General features: G+C 63.1%; 24 protein-coding genes and 1 tRNA gene. 10 read left to right on the top strand and 15 right to left on the bottom strand.

The window, feature by feature from the left end; translation table 11 throughout:
- Window positions 1-14 precede the first annotated feature (14 nt).
- The gene (locus B9A23_RS17715) at window positions 15-593 is read left to right on the top strand and encodes a YceI family protein (protein WP_084280403.1); all 579 of its coding nucleotides are present in this window, start codon (window positions 15-17) and stop codon (window positions 591-593) included.
- On the opposite strand, the gene rbfA is transcribed toward B9A23_RS17715, so the two are convergent.
- The 6 genes from rbfA to rimP are packed head-to-tail and all read right to left on the bottom strand — an operon-like array spanning window position 590 to window position 7104.
- The gene (rbfA, locus tag B9A23_RS17720) at window positions 590-982 is read right to left on the bottom strand and encodes a 30S ribosome-binding factor RbfA (RefSeq protein WP_084280405.1); all 393 of its coding nucleotides are present in this window, start codon (window positions 980-982) and stop codon (window positions 590-592) included. The genes B9A23_RS17715 and rbfA overlap by 4 nt on opposite strands.
- A gap of 2 nt (window positions 983-984) precedes the next feature.
- Window positions 985-1521 (bottom strand): DUF1697 domain-containing protein, encoded by a 537-nt coding sequence (locus tag B9A23_RS17725; protein ID WP_084280406.1) that lies wholly within the window; start codon window positions 1519-1521, stop codon window positions 985-987.
- A gap of 60 nt (window positions 1522-1581) precedes the next feature.
- Entirely contained in the window at window positions 1582-4185 is a 2604-nt protein-coding gene (gene infB, locus B9A23_RS17730; protein ID WP_176218044.1) for a translation initiation factor IF-2, read from the bottom strand.
- Window positions 4186-4190: 5 nt separating this feature from the next.
- Window positions 4191-4925 carry a DUF448 domain-containing protein gene (locus tag B9A23_RS17735; protein ID WP_084280408.1) on the bottom strand — a complete coding sequence of 245 codons (735 nt, stop codon included), beginning with the start codon at window positions 4923-4925 and terminating at the stop codon, window positions 4191-4193.
- The gene (gene nusA / locus B9A23_RS17740; RefSeq protein ID WP_084280409.1) at window positions 4906-6540 is read right to left on the bottom strand and encodes a transcription termination factor NusA; all 1635 of its coding nucleotides are present in this window, start codon (window positions 6538-6540) and stop codon (window positions 4906-4908) included. Before nusA ends, B9A23_RS17735 begins: the two co-directional genes overlap by 20 nt.
- A 3-nt stretch (window positions 6541-6543) precedes the next feature.
- Complete coding sequence (rimP, locus tag B9A23_RS17745) at window positions 6544-7104, bottom strand: ribosome maturation protein RimP (protein ID WP_084280411.1); 561 nt, start codon at window positions 7102-7104, stop codon at window positions 6544-6546.
- A 299-nt stretch (window positions 7105-7403) separates the two neighbouring features.
- On the opposite strand from rimP, the gene B9A23_RS22900 reads away from it, so the two are divergent.
- Both B9A23_RS22900 and B9A23_RS17750 read left to right on the top strand, forming a co-directional pair.
- The gene (locus tag B9A23_RS22900; protein ID WP_176218045.1) at window positions 7404-7577 is read left to right on the top strand and encodes a hypothetical protein; all 174 of its coding nucleotides are present in this window, start codon (window positions 7404-7406) and stop codon (window positions 7575-7577) included.
- Entirely contained in the window at window positions 7577-7801 is a 225-nt protein-coding gene (locus tag B9A23_RS17750; RefSeq protein WP_084280412.1) for a PspC domain-containing protein, read from the top strand. Before B9A23_RS22900 ends, B9A23_RS17750 begins: the two co-directional genes overlap by 1 nt.
- Window positions 7802-7885: 84 nt before the next feature.
- On the opposite strand, the gene B9A23_RS17755 is transcribed toward B9A23_RS17750, so the two are convergent.
- On the bottom strand, window positions 7886-8611 hold the full coding sequence (locus tag B9A23_RS17755; protein ID WP_084280413.1) for a queuosine precursor transporter: 726 nt from the start codon (window positions 8609-8611) through the stop codon (window positions 7886-7888).
- A 61-nt stretch (window positions 8612-8672) separates the two neighbouring features.
- Between B9A23_RS17755 and B9A23_RS17760 the strand changes: the two genes are divergently transcribed.
- A tRNA-Arg gene (locus B9A23_RS17760) sits at window positions 8673-8749 on the top strand.
- 14 nt (window positions 8750-8763) lie between these two features.
- Here the strand turns inward: B9A23_RS17760 and B9A23_RS17765 are convergent.
- Genes B9A23_RS17765 through B9A23_RS22905 form a run of 3 tightly spaced genes read right to left on the bottom strand, consistent with a single transcriptional unit; the run spans window position 8764 to window position 10515 of the window.
- Entirely contained in the window at window positions 8764-9288 is a 525-nt protein-coding gene (locus tag B9A23_RS17765; protein WP_176218046.1) for a GIY-YIG nuclease family protein, read from the bottom strand.
- Window positions 9289-9316: 28 nt separating this feature from the next.
- The gene (locus B9A23_RS17770) at window positions 9317-10333 is read right to left on the bottom strand and encodes a tyrosine-type recombinase/integrase (protein WP_217806620.1); all 1017 of its coding nucleotides are present in this window, start codon (window positions 10331-10333) and stop codon (window positions 9317-9319) included.
- An 8-nt stretch (window positions 10334-10341) separates the two neighbouring features.
- Window positions 10342-10515, bottom strand: a complete 174-nt coding sequence (locus tag B9A23_RS22905) for a hypothetical protein (protein ID WP_176218047.1) — start codon at window positions 10513-10515, stop codon at window positions 10342-10344.
- A 119-nt stretch (window positions 10516-10634) separates the two neighbouring features.
- On the opposite strand from B9A23_RS22905, the gene B9A23_RS17775 reads away from it, so the two are divergent.
- The gene (locus tag B9A23_RS17775) at window positions 10635-10847 is read left to right on the top strand and encodes a hypothetical protein (protein WP_084280418.1); all 213 of its coding nucleotides are present in this window, start codon (window positions 10635-10637) and stop codon (window positions 10845-10847) included.
- An 11-nt stretch (window positions 10848-10858) separates the two neighbouring features.
- Here B9A23_RS17775 and B9A23_RS17780 read toward each other — a convergent pair whose 3' ends face one another.
- Genes B9A23_RS17780 through B9A23_RS22910 form a run of 5 tightly spaced genes read right to left on the bottom strand, consistent with a single transcriptional unit; the run spans window position 10859 to window position 13727 of the window.
- Window positions 10859-12646 carry a DNA cytosine methyltransferase gene (locus B9A23_RS17780; RefSeq protein ID WP_084280420.1) on the bottom strand — a complete coding sequence of 596 codons (1788 nt, stop codon included), beginning with the start codon at window positions 12644-12646 and terminating at the stop codon, window positions 10859-10861.
- A complete protein-coding gene (locus tag B9A23_RS17785) occupies window positions 12643-12894 on the bottom strand; it encodes an acyl carrier protein (RefSeq protein ID WP_084280422.1) in 252 nt (83 codons plus the stop codon). The genes B9A23_RS17780 and B9A23_RS17785 overlap by 4 nt, the downstream gene beginning before the upstream one ends.
- Window positions 12895-12898: 4 nt before the next feature.
- Window positions 12899-13180: a DUF6378 domain-containing protein gene (locus B9A23_RS17790; protein ID WP_084280423.1), complete on the bottom strand. Its 282-nt coding sequence runs from the start codon at window positions 13178-13180 to the stop codon at window positions 12899-12901.
- Entirely contained in the window at window positions 13180-13437 is a 258-nt protein-coding gene (locus tag B9A23_RS17795; RefSeq protein ID WP_084280424.1) for a hypothetical protein, read from the bottom strand. The genes B9A23_RS17790 and B9A23_RS17795 overlap by 1 nt, the downstream gene beginning before the upstream one ends.
- The gene (locus tag B9A23_RS22910; RefSeq protein ID WP_176218048.1) at window positions 13434-13727 is read right to left on the bottom strand and encodes an HNH endonuclease signature motif containing protein; all 294 of its coding nucleotides are present in this window, start codon (window positions 13725-13727) and stop codon (window positions 13434-13436) included. The genes B9A23_RS17795 and B9A23_RS22910 overlap by 4 nt, the downstream gene beginning before the upstream one ends.
- A 123-nt stretch (window positions 13728-13850) precedes the next feature.
- Here B9A23_RS22910 and B9A23_RS17805 point away from each other — a divergent pair, with 123 nt between their 5' ends.
- The 5 genes from B9A23_RS17805 to B9A23_RS17825 are packed head-to-tail and all read left to right on the top strand — an operon-like array spanning window position 13851 to window position 15682.
- Window positions 13851-14099 carry a peptidoglycan recognition protein family protein gene (locus B9A23_RS17805; protein WP_254895180.1) on the top strand — a complete coding sequence of 83 codons (249 nt, stop codon included), beginning with the start codon at window positions 13851-13853 and terminating at the stop codon, window positions 14097-14099.
- Complete coding sequence (locus B9A23_RS17810; RefSeq protein WP_084280425.1) at window positions 14096-14347, top strand: DUF7940 domain-containing protein; 252 nt, start codon at window positions 14096-14098, stop codon at window positions 14345-14347. Before B9A23_RS17805 ends, B9A23_RS17810 begins: the two co-directional genes overlap by 4 nt.
- A complete protein-coding gene (locus tag B9A23_RS17815; RefSeq protein WP_084280427.1) occupies window positions 14344-14889 on the top strand; it encodes a hypothetical protein in 546 nt (181 codons plus the stop codon). The genes B9A23_RS17810 and B9A23_RS17815 overlap by 4 nt, the downstream gene beginning before the upstream one ends.
- On the top strand, window positions 14886-15173 hold the full coding sequence (locus B9A23_RS17820) for a hypothetical protein (protein WP_084280428.1): 288 nt from the start codon (window positions 14886-14888) through the stop codon (window positions 15171-15173). Before B9A23_RS17815 ends, B9A23_RS17820 begins: the two co-directional genes overlap by 4 nt.
- On the top strand, window positions 15170-15682 hold the full coding sequence (locus tag B9A23_RS17825) for a hypothetical protein (RefSeq protein WP_084280429.1): 513 nt from the start codon (window positions 15170-15172) through the stop codon (window positions 15680-15682). Before B9A23_RS17820 ends, B9A23_RS17825 begins: the two co-directional genes overlap by 4 nt.
- Window positions 15683-15732 lie beyond the last annotated feature (50 nt).

A 15732-nucleotide genomic window follows, 5' to 3' on the forward strand; every position in this document is an offset into this window, starting at 1 on the left:
GGGATCGCCGACCAATGCGCAGGAAAACTCGACGGATCATCGGCGCGCTGGCTCTCGCAGCCCTGACCGGGAACGCATCGCCGCAAATTCTGCGGTATCGCATCGACGCCCGGCACAGCGACGTCCACGCCCGCGTCGGCTTCTTCGGCATCGCCAGCAAGACGGCGCGCTTTCCCACGATCAGCGGCGGGATCGAACTGGACCCTGCCCATCTTGCCAACATGAAGCTCGACGTCACGCTCGACGCGACCGCCCTCGAGGCCGGAGACCCGGTCACGCTCAAGCGTCTCAAGGGACCGGACTTCTTTGACGTCGAACGCCACCCGCAGGTGCGCTTCGTCGGCCGTTCGATGACGATGACCGGGCCGGTCACCGCGGTGGTCAGCGGCGATCTCACCGCCAAGGGCGTCACTCGCCCGACCACTCTGACTGTCAGCTTCACCGCGCCGCCCGCCAAAGCCACTGGCCGCGAGGTGATCCGCCTGTCAGGCCGTGCCAGGATTGACCGTACCGAGTTCGGAATGACCGCCTATCGCCTGATCGTCGCCAAGAGCGTGACCATCAGCATCGATACGCAGATGGTGCCGGCCTAGTCTTCAAGATCGCGCAGGACCTTGGGGTCGGACAGCAGCTGTTCGATGCGATTGGCCTCGTCAAAGCTTTCGTCGGGCAGGAACTTGAGCTTGGCGGCATACTTGAGCCGCAGCCGCTGCGCCACTTCACGCTGGAAGAACGCGGTATTCGTGCGCAGCGCCTTGAGCACGATGGCCTCGTCCTCGCCCAGCAGCGCCTTCACGAAAACCGTGGCGTGGCGCAAATCGGGCGACATGCGCACTTCGGTGACCGAAACGGTGTGCGCCGAAAGCACGTCGTCATGCACTTCCTGCCGCGTCAGCAGTTCGGAAAGGATATGGCGCACCTGTTCGCCCACCTTGAGCAGGCGGACGGAACGGGTTTCGGGGGACGTCTGGAACTTGGCCAATTCTAACTCATCTTCGAAAGGATGCGCGCGATCGAGCGCACATTGCGCGCGGTGCCCCGGCAACCCAGACGGCGCTCGGTGAATGCGCTCGTCAGCTTGCTTTCGGCCACGCTGCTTACAAAATCGATATAGATGCTGCGCTCGCCGATTGCCAGCTTCTCAAGGCCGCGCATCGCCTGGTCTGCAGCAAGCTTTTCGAACGCAGCCTGATCAGGCTGGCGTTCAAGGAACAGCGTGTGGACCAGGTTGTCCTTGCCGATGCCGGTGAACGGATTGCCTTCAACCGCTTGTGCAATCGCCGCCCGATCTCGCACCGCGACAAAGCGCTTGATATCGAACTGCTCGAGCATGACATGCGCGAATAGGTCTTCCAGCCCATCAAGCGGCCGCTCGTCATAATCGAACAGCAGATTGCCGCTGGCGACCACTGTCTCCAGCCCCGTCAGCCCTTCCCGCTCGAACGCCCAGCGTAAGTCCGCCATCGTCACGCGATTGCCGCCGACGTTGATCGATCCGAACAGGGCGACATAGCGGGTCATGGCAGTCTCCCTGCTTCAATCGAGCACCCCTCCCGCCTCGCGGCGGGAGGGGCATTCAGATTACAGCGTGCGCTCGCGCATCTCGACTTCGAAGACTTCCAGCTGATCGCCAGCTTTGATGTCGTTCGTGTCCTGCAGCAGCACGCCGCATTCCAGACCCGCGCGGACTTCGGCAACGTCGTCCTTGAAGCGACGCAGCGAAGCGATGGTCGTGCGGCTGACGATAACGTCGTTGCGCGTAAGGCGTGCATGCAGCCCCTTGCGGATGACGCCCTCGACCACGAGCAGACCGGCTGCCTTGTCCTTCTTGCCCGCCGGGAAGACTTCCTTGACCTCGGCGCGGCCGACGACCGTTTCGATCGCCTCCGGACCCAGCTCGCCCGCCATTTCCGAACGGATGTCGTCGGTTAGCTGATAGATCACATCGAAGTACTTCATCCGCACCTTGTTGCGCTCGATCAACTCGCGCGCCTTGGCGTTCGGACGGACGTTGAAGCCCACGATCGGCGCGCCGCTGGCCTGCGCCAGGTTGACGTCGCCTTCGGTGATCGCGCCCACGCCGGACTGCAGGATGCGCACCTTGATCTCGTCGGTCGAGATCTTGTTGAGCGCATTGACGATCGCTTCGACCGACCCCTGCACGTCGGCACGGACAACCAGCGGATACTCGATGACCGTGTTCTTCGCGGCGAGCGCGGAGAACATGTTCTCGAGGCTGGCGGGCGCCTGCACGGTGCGCTTGGCGGTCGCGCGTTCCTGACGGTACGCGGCCACTTCGCGGGCACGGGCTTCGCTTTCGACCACGGTCAGCGTATCACCGGCCATCGGCACGCCGCCGATGCCGAGCACCTCGACCGGTAGCGAAGGACCCGCTGCCTTCACCTGGCGCCCCTTGTCGTCGAGCATGGCGCGAACGCGGCCCGACTGGGTGCCGACGACGAGGATGTCGCCAACCTTGAGCGTGCCGCGATTGACCAGAACGGTCGCCAACGGACCCTTGCCCTTGTCAAGCTTGGCCTCGATCACGGTGGCTTCCGCTGCGCGATCCGGGTTGGCCTTCAGTTCGAGCAGTTCGGACTGAAGCAGGATCTTCTCGATCAGCTCGTCCAGACCCGCACCCGACTTGGCCGAGACTTCCACGTCCTGCACGTCGCCCGACATCGCCTCGACGATGATCTCGTGCTCGAGCAGGCGCTCGCGGATCTTCTGCGGGTTGAACTCGGGCTTGTCGGCCTTGGTGATCGCCACGATCATCGGCACGCCAGCGGCCTTGGTGTGGTTGATCGCCTCGATCGTCTGCGGCATCAGCCCGTCGTCACCGGCCACCACCAGAATGACGATGTCGGTGACATTGGCACCGCGCATGCGCATTTCGGTGAAGGCTTCGTGGCCCGGGGTATCAAGGAAGGTGATGAAGTCGCCGCCCTTGGTCTTGATCTGATAGGCGCCGATGTGCTGCGTGATGCCGCCGGCTTCGCCGCGCACCACGTCGGTCCCGCGCAGCGCATCGAGCAGCGAGGTCTTGCCGTGGTCGACATGGCCCATGATCGTCACCACCGGCGGACGCGCCTGCAGCGTGTCCTCGGCGTCGACGTCCGATGACGTATCGATATCGGCGTCGCTGTCGCTCACGCGCTGGATGTTGTGGCCGAATTCGGTCACCAGCAGTTCGGCGGTATCCTGGTCGATGGTCTGGTTGATGGTAACCATCATGCCCATCTTGAACAGCGCCTTGACGAGGTCCGCAGCCTTCTCGGCCATGCGGTTTGCCAGATCCTGCACGGTGATCGCATCTGGCACGACCACGTCGCGCACCTGCTTCTCGCGCGGCTGCGACTGGCCTGCGAAATGGGCGCGGCGTTCCTTTTCACGCGCCCGCTTGAGCGCGGCGAGCGAACGGGCGCGAGCGCCCTCGTCCTCGTTCAGCGCACGCGTGACGGTCAGCTTGCCACCACGGCGGTCTTCGGTCTTGCGGTCGCGCGGGTTTGCGGCAGGCTTCTTGGCCACCGGCTCGGGTCGCTTGACCGGCGCGGCCGAAGGCACAGGCGTGAAGCGGCGCGGTGCCGGAATGGCAGGCGCGGCAGCTTCGGCCTTCGGTTCTGCGGCCTTCGCCTCGACAGCCTTCGCCTCTACCGGCGCAGCTTCAGGCTGGCTGGCCGCCTCGGGCGCTGCGACCGGTGCCGGCGCAGGCGCGGCTTCCGGCTGCGGCGCGGGCGCAGGAGCTTCGACAGGCGCTGGCGCAGGCGCGGCTTCGGCTTTCGCCTTTTCCTCGGCGCGGCGACGCTCTTCCTCGATCGCCTTCAGCTTCTCTTCCTGCTCGCGGCGGTTCGCAGCTTCCAGCGCGGCGAGGCGGGCTTCCTCGGCTTCGCGGAGCAGACGAGCCTGCATTTCCTGACGCGTCTCGCGGTTCGCCGAGGGCGGCGGAGGCGGCGGCGGGGGTGGCGGCGGCGGAGCTACCGGCGCAGCGGCGGGTGCCGGTGCGGCAGGCGCAGCGACAGGAGCGGCCTCGCCGGGCCGGCCCATCAGCTTGCGCCGCTTCACTTCGACCACCACCTTGTTGGTGCGACCATGGCTGAAGGTCTGCTTGACCTCTCCGGCTTCCACCGAGGTCTTCAGACCCAGCGGCCTGCGGCCCAGTGTCGGCTTCTTGTCGCTATCGCTCATCGAACTCATTCGCCCTTCGTATCAATATCGTCGTTCGCCACTGCGCCCTGTGCAGGCCCGTTGGCATCAGTCTCGTTTCCGAGAAAATCTATCAGGCGCTGCAGCGGCGCCTGCAGCCTTGCGGCGGCAGCGGGATCGGTCAGCGCGACGTGAACGACGTTGTCGCGGCCCAATGCCACAGACAGCGCCGCTCGGTCCAGCGGCAAGATCACACCTTTCATCCCCGAACCTTCGGCACCTTCCCCCACACGCCAGGCTTGCGCCAGCTTGTTGGGGCCGTCGGTGCCCGCATCCAAAGCATGGCCCAGGAACGTCACCGCCCCTGCCCTGCAGCCTTGCGCGATCTTTTCGGTGCCGAGCAGCACGTTGCCTGCACGCAGCTCGATACCAAGCCGGTCAGTCACCAGGCGACGCAGCGCCTGTTCGATGCGGGATGGCAGATCGGCCGGGATGGACAGCGCAGCACCCTTGAAGGCACGCGCCAGCGCTCCCTTAAGTTTGCCATTGGCAACAGCTTTTTCAAGGGCTTGCCGGTCCACGCCGATCCAGGCGCCGCGTCCGGGGGCACGCGCCATCACGTCGGGCAGCACGTCGCCGTCGGGCGAGATGGCAAGACGGGTCAGCTCGTCCCGCGCATCATGACACCCGGTCAGCACGCACTTGCGCTCCGGCGAGACCTTCCCCGCCGGTGCAGTGCCGGAGATGTCGGAGCTTAGCGGCTCATTGTGAGGAATCCGCATCGGCGGCCTCCTCAGCTACTGGCTCGTCATCGAACCAGTGGGCACGCGCGGCCATGATGATCTCGTTGCCCTGCTCTTCGTTCAGGCCATATTCGCCCAGCACGCCGCCCTTGTCCTCGACGCGTTCGGGGCGATCGCTCTTCTCGCGCGGACCCTTTTCGTTGCGGCGACGCTGTTCGGCGCGCTTCTTGGCGATAAGTTCGTCGGTGGCGAGGTCGGCCAGATCGTCAAGCGTCTTGATGCCGGCTTTGCCGAGCGTGACGAGCATCGCTTCGGTCAGGTGCGGCAGCTCGGCGAGCGCGTCTTCGACGCCAAGGCCACGGCGCTGTTCGCGCAGCGCTTCCTCGCGACGCTCGATGGCTTCTGCGGCACGGCTCTGCAGTTCTTCGGCGAGTTCTTCGTCGAAGCCCTCGATCGTCGCCAGCTCGCTGGTCTCGATATAGGCGACTTCCTCGAGCTCGGTGAAGCCTTCGGCCACCAGCAGCTGCGACAGCGTCTCGTCGACATCGAGTTCTTCCTCGAACATCTTCGAACGCTCGGCGAATTCCTTCTGGCGCTTCTCCGAAGCTTCCGCCTCGGTCATGATGTCGATGGCAGAACCGGTCAGCGAAGAGGCCAGGCGCACGTTCTGACCGCGACGACCGATGGCGAGCGAAAGCTGGTCGTCAGGCACGACGACTTCGATGCGGCTTTCTTCCTCGTCGATCACCACGCGGCTGACCGTGGCGGGCTGAAGCGCGTTGACCACGAACGTCGCGGTGTCCTCGCTCCAGGGAATGATGTCGATCTTCTCGCCCTGCAGCTCCTGCACGACGGCCTGAACGCGGCTGCCCTTCATGCCGACGCAGGCGCCGACCGGGTCGATGCTCGAATCGCGGCTGATCACGCCGATCTTGGCGCGCGAGCCCGGATCGCGGGCAGCGGCCTTGATCTCGATGATGCCGTCGTAGATTTCGGGCACTTCCTGCGCGAAGAGCTTCTTCATGAACTCGGGGTGCGCACGGCTCAGGAAGATCTGCGGCCCGCGGTTCTGGCGCTCGACCTTCATGATCAGCGCGCGCACGCGCTCGCCCACACGCGGCACTTCGCGCGGAATCTGCTGGTCGCGGCGGATCACGCCCTCGGCACGGCCGAGATTGACGATCACGTGGCCGAATTCGACCGACTTGATCACGCCGGTGATGACTTCGCCGGCGCGATCCTTGAATTCGTCGTACTGGCGATCGCGCTCGGCATCGCGGACCTTCTGGAAGATCACCTGCTTTGCCGACTGCGCGTCGATGCGCCCCAGGTCCACCGGCGGCAGCGGATCGACGATGAAGTCGCCGATGGCAGCGCCCGGCTGCAGCTTTTCGGCAGCCTTGAGATCAACCTGCTTGAAGTAGTCCTCGACCACTTCGACCACTTCCACCACGCGCCACAGGCGCAGGTCGCCGGTGCGCGGATCGAGCTTGGCGCGAATGTCGTTCTCGGCGCCATAACGGTTGCGCGCCGACTTCTGGATTGCCTCTTCCATCGCCTCGATGACAACCGACTTGTCGATCATCTTCTCGGTGGCGACCGCATTGGCGATCGCAAGCAGTTCGGCGCGGTTGGCGGAAATCGCACTGGCCATGGGTCAGTCTTCCTGTTCTTCGAGAATTTCGTCCGCACCGCTGGTATCCAGCGGCCGGGAAGCGGCGATAAGCTTGTCGGTGAGGATCAGCTTGGCATTGGCAACAAGGGCAAACGGCACCTCGAATACGGCGCCATCGTCCTCGATCGAAATGGTCTGGGTTTCAGCATCGAAGCCCGTAAGGTCGCCGCGGAAACGCTTGCGCTCGCCCAGCAGCTCGGAAAGCTCGATGCGGGCCTCCTGCCCGATCCAGTCAGCAAAATCCTTAGCGCGCGTCAACGGACGGTCGATGCCCGGCGAAGACACCTCGAGCCGATAGGCATCCTCAAGCAGCACCTCGCCCGCTTCTTCCAGTTCGTCGAAACGGTCCGAAATGCGATTCGAGAGCGCGGCGCAGTCTTCGATCACGAGCTGGCCAGTCTCAGGCCGCTCGGCCATGACCTGGAGCGTATGCTCCTCGTCACCGATCTCGCCGCCCTTGAAATAGCGCACACGCACGAGATCGAAGCCCAGGGCCTTGGCCTCCGGTTCGATTACCTCGGTGATACGCGCTATATCCGTCATGCAAGCTCCAACTGTCCGAAATGCAAATGCCGATCCGTGCCGGTGCCCGGTGGCACCAGCCTGACCTTGCTTTCACAATGTCGGGATGAGGCGCAGATAGGCCCGGTCACGCGAAAAAGCAAGCCGCAATCAAAGCCTGTGGCCGCATAGGCATGCTTTGGGAAAACCCCGCAACCAATTAATGGGAGTTTTCACCACTGTTCAGCAAACAGAAAGATTGCCAAACGCGCCGCTGGACGTCGAAACCGCGCAATTCTGCCATTTTCTAAGTTTGGCACGCCCCATGCAAAGCTGTCTGCATGAGCCAATCGGGCTCCACCAGTTACCATGAGGACAAGACCATGACCGATTTTGCCAACCGCATCGCCGCCGCTGCCAGCGCTTTCGCCCTCAGCCTCGCGCTCATCGCCGGAACCGTCCACACCCCCGTTGCCACCACTTCGGCACCCGCTGCCATGCAGGAGATGATCTGATGACCCAGCTTCGCTTCGACGACTCGGCTCCCCGCCCCATCGAACCCTCGCGCGGCTTCCGCCTCGACAAGGCCCACGGCAAGATCATGGGCGTGTGCTCGGGCATCGCGAACTACTTCAACGTTGACGTCACGCTGGTGCGGGTCGCCTTTGCTCTCGGCACCCTGCTCGGCTTCGGCACCGCCGTCATCGTTTACCTGCTGATCGGCCTGATCGCGGACTGAACACTTGCGGCCCTTCCAGCCCCCGCAAGCCGCCCCGTCTCTCCCGCCCCCCCGGAGAGGCGGGGCATCTGCGTCCAGCTTTCCTTAAGCTTGCGGCGCCTTCGCAAATGGCGAAAAGTCGGTGTCGGTATCATAGACGTCGGCCCCTTCGCGGGCCTTGAGCCATCCGACCACGGCGTACGTGACAGGCGTCAGCACCGCCTCCCACACCACCTTCATCAGCCAGTTGGTGACCATCACCGTCAGCACCTGGCTCGTCGTCCAGATGCCAAGGAACGCGATCGGATAGAACAACAGGCTGTCCACTGCTTGCCCGAACACGGTCGAGCCGATCGTACGCGTCCACAGCATCTTGCCGCCGGTAAGCAGCTTCATCTTGGCCAGCACGAAGGAGTTGACGAACTCGCCCGCCCAGAAGGCCGTCACCGATGCCAGCACGATCCGCCAGGTCGATCCGAACACGCTTTCGTAGGCCGCCTGCCCGTCCCAGCCCGGCGCCGGTGGCATCGCCACCACAACGAAGCTCATGAACGCCATGAACACCAGCGCGAAGAACCCCATCCACACGCAGCGCCGCGCATTGGCATAGCCATAGACCTCCGTCAGCACGTCGCCGATCACGTAGGACACCGGAAAGAACAGGATGCCCGCGCCGAACGTGAACCCGTCCACCTGCGCCAGCTTCGCCGCACCGATCAGGTTCGATAGCAGCAGGATGGCCACGAACGAGGCCATGACATAGTCGAAATAGCGGAAATGGCGGCGCGCGCTGGCAGAGCCGTCGATTCTCGAAATCTGGGGATCGCTCATGGAAGCACCTGCTAACGCGGTTTGCACGATCCGCAAAGCATGCTTAAGGGAACCCCGGCGCGCGCCCGTAGCTCATCTGGATAGAGCGCGAGACTTCTAATCTTGAGGCAGCAGGTTCGAGTCCTGCCGGGCGCGCCACCACCTTTATTTTCTCAAGCATTATCAGCCTCTTGCGCCGGGTTAGACAAAATATCGGAGTCAGGGGTTAGCCAAACTCCGCGCCATTTCATGATCCTTAAGACCGCCTCGCGCTCGAACCATTCGCCTCCAATTCGGGCATGAGCTAGCCTGCGGTGGATGTCTGCTTCAGTTTTCATGGTGCCATGTCGAAGGCCGATCACCTCGATGCGGCGCGGATTCCCGATCTGCAGGCTGATCAAGCGGTCAACCGGGTTTGATGCAAAGCCAATCTTCACAGGGCCGGTCGGGTCTGCAAGCGCATAGACATAGCTGGGCATCTCAACTTGTCTGATCGCCTCCAGCGCCTTCATCAGCTTTCGCATCACCGCCACTTGGGTGGCCGCCTCTGGCGGCTCGGTGTCTGCCAGAAGCAATGCATACTCAGCAGCAAACTCATCGCTGTCTGGCTTGTTGCGGAGATAGCAGGTAATTCCGCCCTTGCGACGAAACCTGAATCTCTCAGTGCCATGGCGGTCGCGGAAACTACTGACGTACATCGGCAGCTCAGGGCGTTTCGTTCTAAGCCTAGGCATCGCGGGCTGCCATCTTCGCCATGGCGCGACGAGCGATGGTCAATTGCTCTGCTTCGCGGGTGTATCTAGCCACCTCGCTGTCCGTCACGTGACCGGTGATCGACTTGATCTCCTGGTTCGTCAGGCCGGTCTCGGCCATGCGGCGCGATGCTGCCTTGCGCAGTCCGTGCATGGCGAAACCTTCGAGACCAGCTTCCCGGCAGCGGTCGCCAAACCAGTTGCCGAAGCTCTGGGTCGACTGAAACGGGATGCCGCGTGTCGACAGCAGGAAAGCCAGATGACCGGTCGGTGTTTTCGCGATGCTGGCGGCAAGATTGGGATGCAGCGGAATTGTGATCGAGCGTCCTGTCTTAAGTTGCTTGACCGTGATCTCGCCGTTCCTGACATGCTGCGGCCCCATCGTCCTGACATCGCTGCGGCGCTGGGCGGTATAGAGCGCCAGGTCGAAGGCGAGGCGAGCCATGGTGCCGACGGCGAACTTGGCCTCGAACTGTGCGATCTGCTCTTCCTGCCACGTCCGGTAGCCTTCGGATCTGATGCGGAGACCAGAAACCACGGACGCCGGATTGTCGGTGCGCCATCCCAACTGGATCGCGAACTTGAATAGCTGGCCGAGTCGCTTGCGCAGATTGTTCGCGGCACTCGGACGGTCGGCCATCTTGTTGATCAGGTTACTGACGTGGCGTGCCGTCATCGTCGATACGGTTCTGTCGCCATAGTTTTTACGAAACCGCTCCAACTCGCCGCGATAGCCCAGCTGCGTCGACGGCTTGATCTGGCTCCAATGCTTCGACTTGTAGAAGCGCGCGATCAGGTCATCGAAGGAGCCGGGCTTTGCGCGCTCGGCTGCAACCTCGATTCTGCTCTCGCGCTCCCAGCGGCGATACGCCTCGGTGAATTCCGGCGTGCCGACCTCGTGCTCAACATAGACCGACTTCCAGCCCTTGCGCCGGAGCCTGACGCGCGACTTGCCGTGCCTGTCGCGGAACTCGCTGGCATACTTGGGCATCAACATGTTCATTCGAGGTCTTGCCATTCCGACGCGATTCCCTCGGCTTTGGGTGTGCCGGGGATAATCACGATCTTGCCGTTCGGGTCTATCTCGATCTTGGCGATCGTCAGTCCTGCATCCTGCGCACCAGCAGCGGCGCGCTTGACGTCGGACTGCTTGAAGCGGACGTGCGCGGTCATGCCCCTCCCCCCGACCTAAATTTGCGTCCCGACACAGCCAAAGGCTTGAAAGACCTGCACCTTTGTGCAGGTTTACAGACGATTCGGATGGAACCGGAAACTTTAGGGAATGCTTCGAAGTGAAATCTGAAGACCGTGTCGACATCAACATTATCGGCGGCATCATCGACACCCTGAAGCTCCACGAACCGGCATTTCGTCGCCACATCCGCGACAAGCTGGTTGCCAATGCGCTGTCCAAAGCCACTGAGGGAGCGACTGAAGACGCGGCTTTGCTGATGGATCTTGCGCTGCAGATCGATGTAGAGGGGCCGGCGGTCGGGCGGGTTTGAGGTGTGGCGGGTCATGCTGCCTTCACCTCCTGCATCTCGACCACCTCAGGGAACTGCGCCCGCACCAGCGCCTCTGCCAGCGGTGGGCAGACGCTGTTGCCGCACTTGGCGACCTGAGCCGTCTTGGTGATCGGTGCGCCATTGGCGTCACGGTCGATGATGTAATCAGGCGGGAAGCCCTGCGCGTTGAAGAGCTCGCGCGGGGTCAGCATGCGCATGCCGATGTCGACGATGACGTATTCCTCGCCGCCGATCGTAACGGTGACCAGGCCGAAGCGATCCTGCACCGTGACGGTGCCGAGCGGATTGTCGAGGCCGTGCCCGTCCTGCTCGTTGCCGTAATACTTGATCAGGAAGGCTCGGACCTCCGCCATGTGCCCACCCGTCGACAGGGTATGCAAAGGCTCGTCCATGCAATGGCCGACGCAGTTGTTGCGCAGCTTCATAAGGCTGCTGGCGATAAGCCGCTGCTGGCTCCCGGCCGTCGCGATGGTCGACAGCGGATCATCTGCGGCTCGTCCTGCCAGATTGGCGTTGTTCGGCCCGCCGTTGGCCTGCTCGATGTGGGCAGTGACAACGGCGTGACGCGGTGCGCCTGCCATGACGGTGTGCAGGGGCGTCTCGGGATCGTAGCCTTTTCCGTTCTCGGCGAACTTCTGCATGAACGCCATGACGGCGTGATGTTTGGTACCACCTGCCACGACAGTGCCCAGCGGCTTCTCCACGTCCATGGCCCGCGGGGCCTGTCCTTCCCGCTCACCGTTGCCAACGTGAACCAGGTGCGCGGCTGCGACGCAGTTCTGGTCCTTGCTGTTGGCGCAGATCGTATGGTGCGGATCCTCGACAGATCGGTTCGCGCCGCCTTGCTGGGCGTAGGTGATGATCGGCGTCACCAGCGCCATCTCGCCACGGTTCGCGCCGGTCACAGTCGGCAAGGGTTGGTCAAGACCATAGCTGCGGCCGTCGCTTCCGTGATGAGTCAGCGGCACGATGAACGGCGACGGGTTGTTGACCACGAACTTCATGATGCCGTGCGCGATGCGGCGCAGGGTCTTGTCCGCCAGCGGCTTCGACCGCTCGAAGATCGACGGGCATGGAATGGACCAGTCGATAATCTCAGCGGCGCTGCGCCATGGCTTGAGCTTGCCGGACAGCACCTCGAGCGAGCCGGGCTTGCCGTGCGTTGGTGCGGGCCACACGATCGGCTTGCCATCGCGGCGGGCAATCATGAAGAAGCGCTTGCGGATGGTCGGCGCACCGTAATCGCAGGCGCGAAGTTCCTTCCACTGGATCTTGTAACCGGCCTTGCGCAGTTCTTTCGTCCACTTGTTGAAGGTCTCGCCCTGCCGTTCCTTGATCGGCTTGCCCTCGTCGCAGAGCGGGCCCCAGGTCCGGAACTCCTCGACGTTCTCGAGCAAGATGACGTCGGGCTGTACCCGTTGCGCCCACAGCACCACGACCCACGCCAGATCGCGGATCGACTTCTCGCGCGGCTTGCCGCCCTTGGCCTTGCTGAAGTGCTTGCAGTCAGGGCTGAACCAGGCAAGCGAGACGTGACGCACGCCAGACGGGTGGCTGCGCACAACCTCGACCGGATCGACCTGCCAGATGTTGCTGTTCACGTGCACGGTGCCGGGGTGATTGGCCTCGTGCATGCGGATCGCCTGCTCATCGTGGTTGATCGCGATATCGACTGCAGCGCCGAGCGCCGCCTCGATGCCGGTAGACGCGCCACCACCACCAGCGAAGCTGTCGACAATCAGGCCAAGGCCCAAGGCTGTTGATGAGAGCAAGCTCACGCCACCACCCCCTCAAACCAGCACGCCGTCTCAGCAACATCAGCCAGCGTCTCCCACTTCTCGTAGACCTCGTCGGCAACGTCCTGGTGGCAATGCTCCTCGATCAGCAGCGCCATTTCGACCGGGGCCAACGCATCGAGCTGCAACTGTTCGAGCGTGGTCTGCGGGTCGTTCAGCAGGTGCCAGAGACGCTCGCGGCAGATCAGCGGGTTGCGGAGGTATCGGGTGATGTAGTCGGGGAGGGTCACAGCATCACACCCCTACATGTGGAATGGGGGCAATCAGGCGATCCGCGACCAGCTTGGTGTAGCCTATCATATCATGCCAGCTGTCGTGGTAGGCAGGATCGCCATTCAGGATGCGGCCAACCTTGTGCGCTACCATTTCCAGCGCTTCCTTCATGTCGTGATCAAGATTCGCCCAGTTCGGGCTATCCGCCATCGCTTCCTTTATGCGCTGCGTGATGCGGGCATGGCTGGCGAAGTCTCCGTACCGGTTGCCACGTTCAGCCAGCGTGTTTTCGATGCTGCTCATCACTCAACTCCCAGTGTCTGGCCGCGCGACCGGTCGCCGAACAGGTCGGTGTCCAGTTCCAGCAGCGTGCCTTCGTTGATCATGTGGGCGACTGTCTTGCGCCCGACGTTGCGGCCATCGGTCCACTGCATCCGCCCATGGGCATCACGCATGATGCGCTCCCCGGCACGAAGACGCGCGAGATAGCGGGCTGCGGTTTTCAGGAGCGTCTTGGACACCTTCACGTGCCCCCCCCCTGCGGCGTTGTTCGTGCTCATGATGCTTTCCTCGGAGAGAATTTGTTGATCTGTGCGGGCGTCAGGCGATTGCGCTCGAATGCATCTCGCCAATTGTCTTTGGCGGTGCCGATGCGGAGATGGTCGGGGTTGCAGCATCGGCGGTTGTCGCAGGAGTGCAGCACCATCATGCCGGGTGGGATGTCGCCCTTTGCGAGTGTGTAGGCGTAGCGATGCGCGCGCCAGCTCCGGCCCTTATGCTCAAATTGGCCGTAGCCGTTGTGGCTGACCTTTCCGCGCCACTCCCAACAGGACGAGGGACGCTTGTCCAAGCGATCCCAGAAGGTTCGACCAGGAATGCCAGCGCCACGCTGAAGCGAAGTCGATGCACATGCCCGAGAGCATGTCTTCCGCCTCTGGAACCTGCCGAGCGATTGGAAGGGTATGTCGCGAAGGTGGAAGACGGTTCCGCAAATGGGGCACGTCTTTCCAAGGCTGTCGTATTCGGCAATTCGCGGCCTTCCACCCAAGTTGCGCATACCCGCACGCCTGCCCAGAAGGCGACGCTGCGCACGCTGATCCGCACCTATCAGGAGCGCTATCCCGGCATCGTGATCCGTGGCCACCGTGATTGGCCCAAGGTGCAGAAGGCCTGCCCGTCGTTCGATGTCGCAGCATGGATCAAGGAAGGAATGCCAGCATGAACCTGATCGAGGATTGGGCCGAAAAGGTCTGGAAGCTGTGGAGCGTACGTCTTGCTGCGATCGCGGGCATCGTCGCCGGATACTTCGCGGCCTATCCCAGCGAGCTGCAGAAGCTGGTCGAGTTGGTCCCTGAGGCATACCGGCCTGTCGCGTCGATCCTGATCGGGGTTTTTGTGTTCGCCACGGCCACCGGTTCGCGCTTGGTCAAGCAGGGGACACCGCCTTGCCCGCCGGATGGTGAGCAGTGATCCCGCTCCTCCTCTCAAACTGGCGGCGCACGGCAACACTCGCCCTGCTAGGCGTCGTCGTCGCGCTACTGATCCAGATCCATGGCCTGCCCGTCATCGGTGGCGGCCTGATCGCGCGGCTTGAGAGGATGACGGCGCTGAACAGCGAGAACGTCGCCAGCCACCGCAAGACCAAGGCCGCGTACGTGCAGGCGATGGCCGATGCCCTGCGCAACGAACAGCTGCGCCTCGCGCAAGTGAAGGCCGCACAGGAAAGGATCAATCATGATCAGAAAGTACGTGCCGACGAGCGCTTTGCTGCTTTGCGCGCTCGCTATGACAGCCTGCGGGGGCAAGTTGGAAAAGCCGTTGGAAGCCAGGGCGGTGGTCAGCCAATGCCCAGCCTTCCCGAGCCCGCCTTCGGTGCTGATGCAGCGGCCGGCGCGGACGGACTATCTCTCGCCGAGCGGTACGAATGCAGCGTTGCCGCCACCCAGCTCGACGAACTGATCACTTGGGTTTCGGCCCAGGTCGCGATTGATCCGAATGAGGTAGCACGATGAGCAAGATCACGATCAATCGTGGTTCCGACCTCTCGTTCACGGGCACGTGGCGTGATCAGGCGGGCACCGCGATGGACCTGTCGGACTGGACGATCGAGATATTCGAAGGGCCGAACAAGCTCGCGGATGATCTTACGGTGGTTTGGACGGACGCCACACAAGGCGCCTACCGTGTCGATCTGCAGTGGAGCAACAAGGTCTACAGCGGCATGGGCTTCCGTTTGCGCGTCTCGAAGGATGGTGCCGATATCTCGTCGCCCCAAATCACGGTGTTTCTCGTATGACTACGGTTATCAACGACATCACTGTCGTCGCGCCACCAGTGATCGACGTTGCCGTTGAAGGCACGCAGGGGCCGTCTGGTATCCTGTCGCTCACGGCTGAGGCAATTGCTGCTGCAGGCGGCGATCCTACGGCGCGCGCTGCGGCTGCGGCGGCCTCTGGTGCTGCTGCCAATGCGCAGGTTACGGCGGATGATGCGGTCGGCGCTGCTGCGGCGGCACAGGGCACGGCAAACACCGCGCTGGCCTCAGCGACAACGGCACGCACCTTTGTACCCGGCGCTCTGTCCGCTGGCGTATGGCGGCCAGTAACCGGCCTGCCGCGCCTCCTGCTCAACGGCACGGGCACCGTCACTATAGACGCGCGCAACCGCGCTGGGACCGTGACGACAGCGGTCTACAGCAACACGCTGGCCAGCGCCGTCAACCAGATCGACTTTCCATACTTCGGTGACGACGCGGTGGAAATCCGCGCCGCCTACACCGGTTCAGCTTCTGCGGAGATTGTGTGATGCCCAAACCTGCTGGATATCCGATGGCGCCAATCGGCATCGCTCCGCAG

Origin of the sequence: Novosphingobium sp. B1, from assembly GCF_900176395.1 — a bacterium.
GTDB lineage: Bacteria > Pseudomonadota > Alphaproteobacteria > Sphingomonadales > Sphingomonadaceae > Novosphingobium.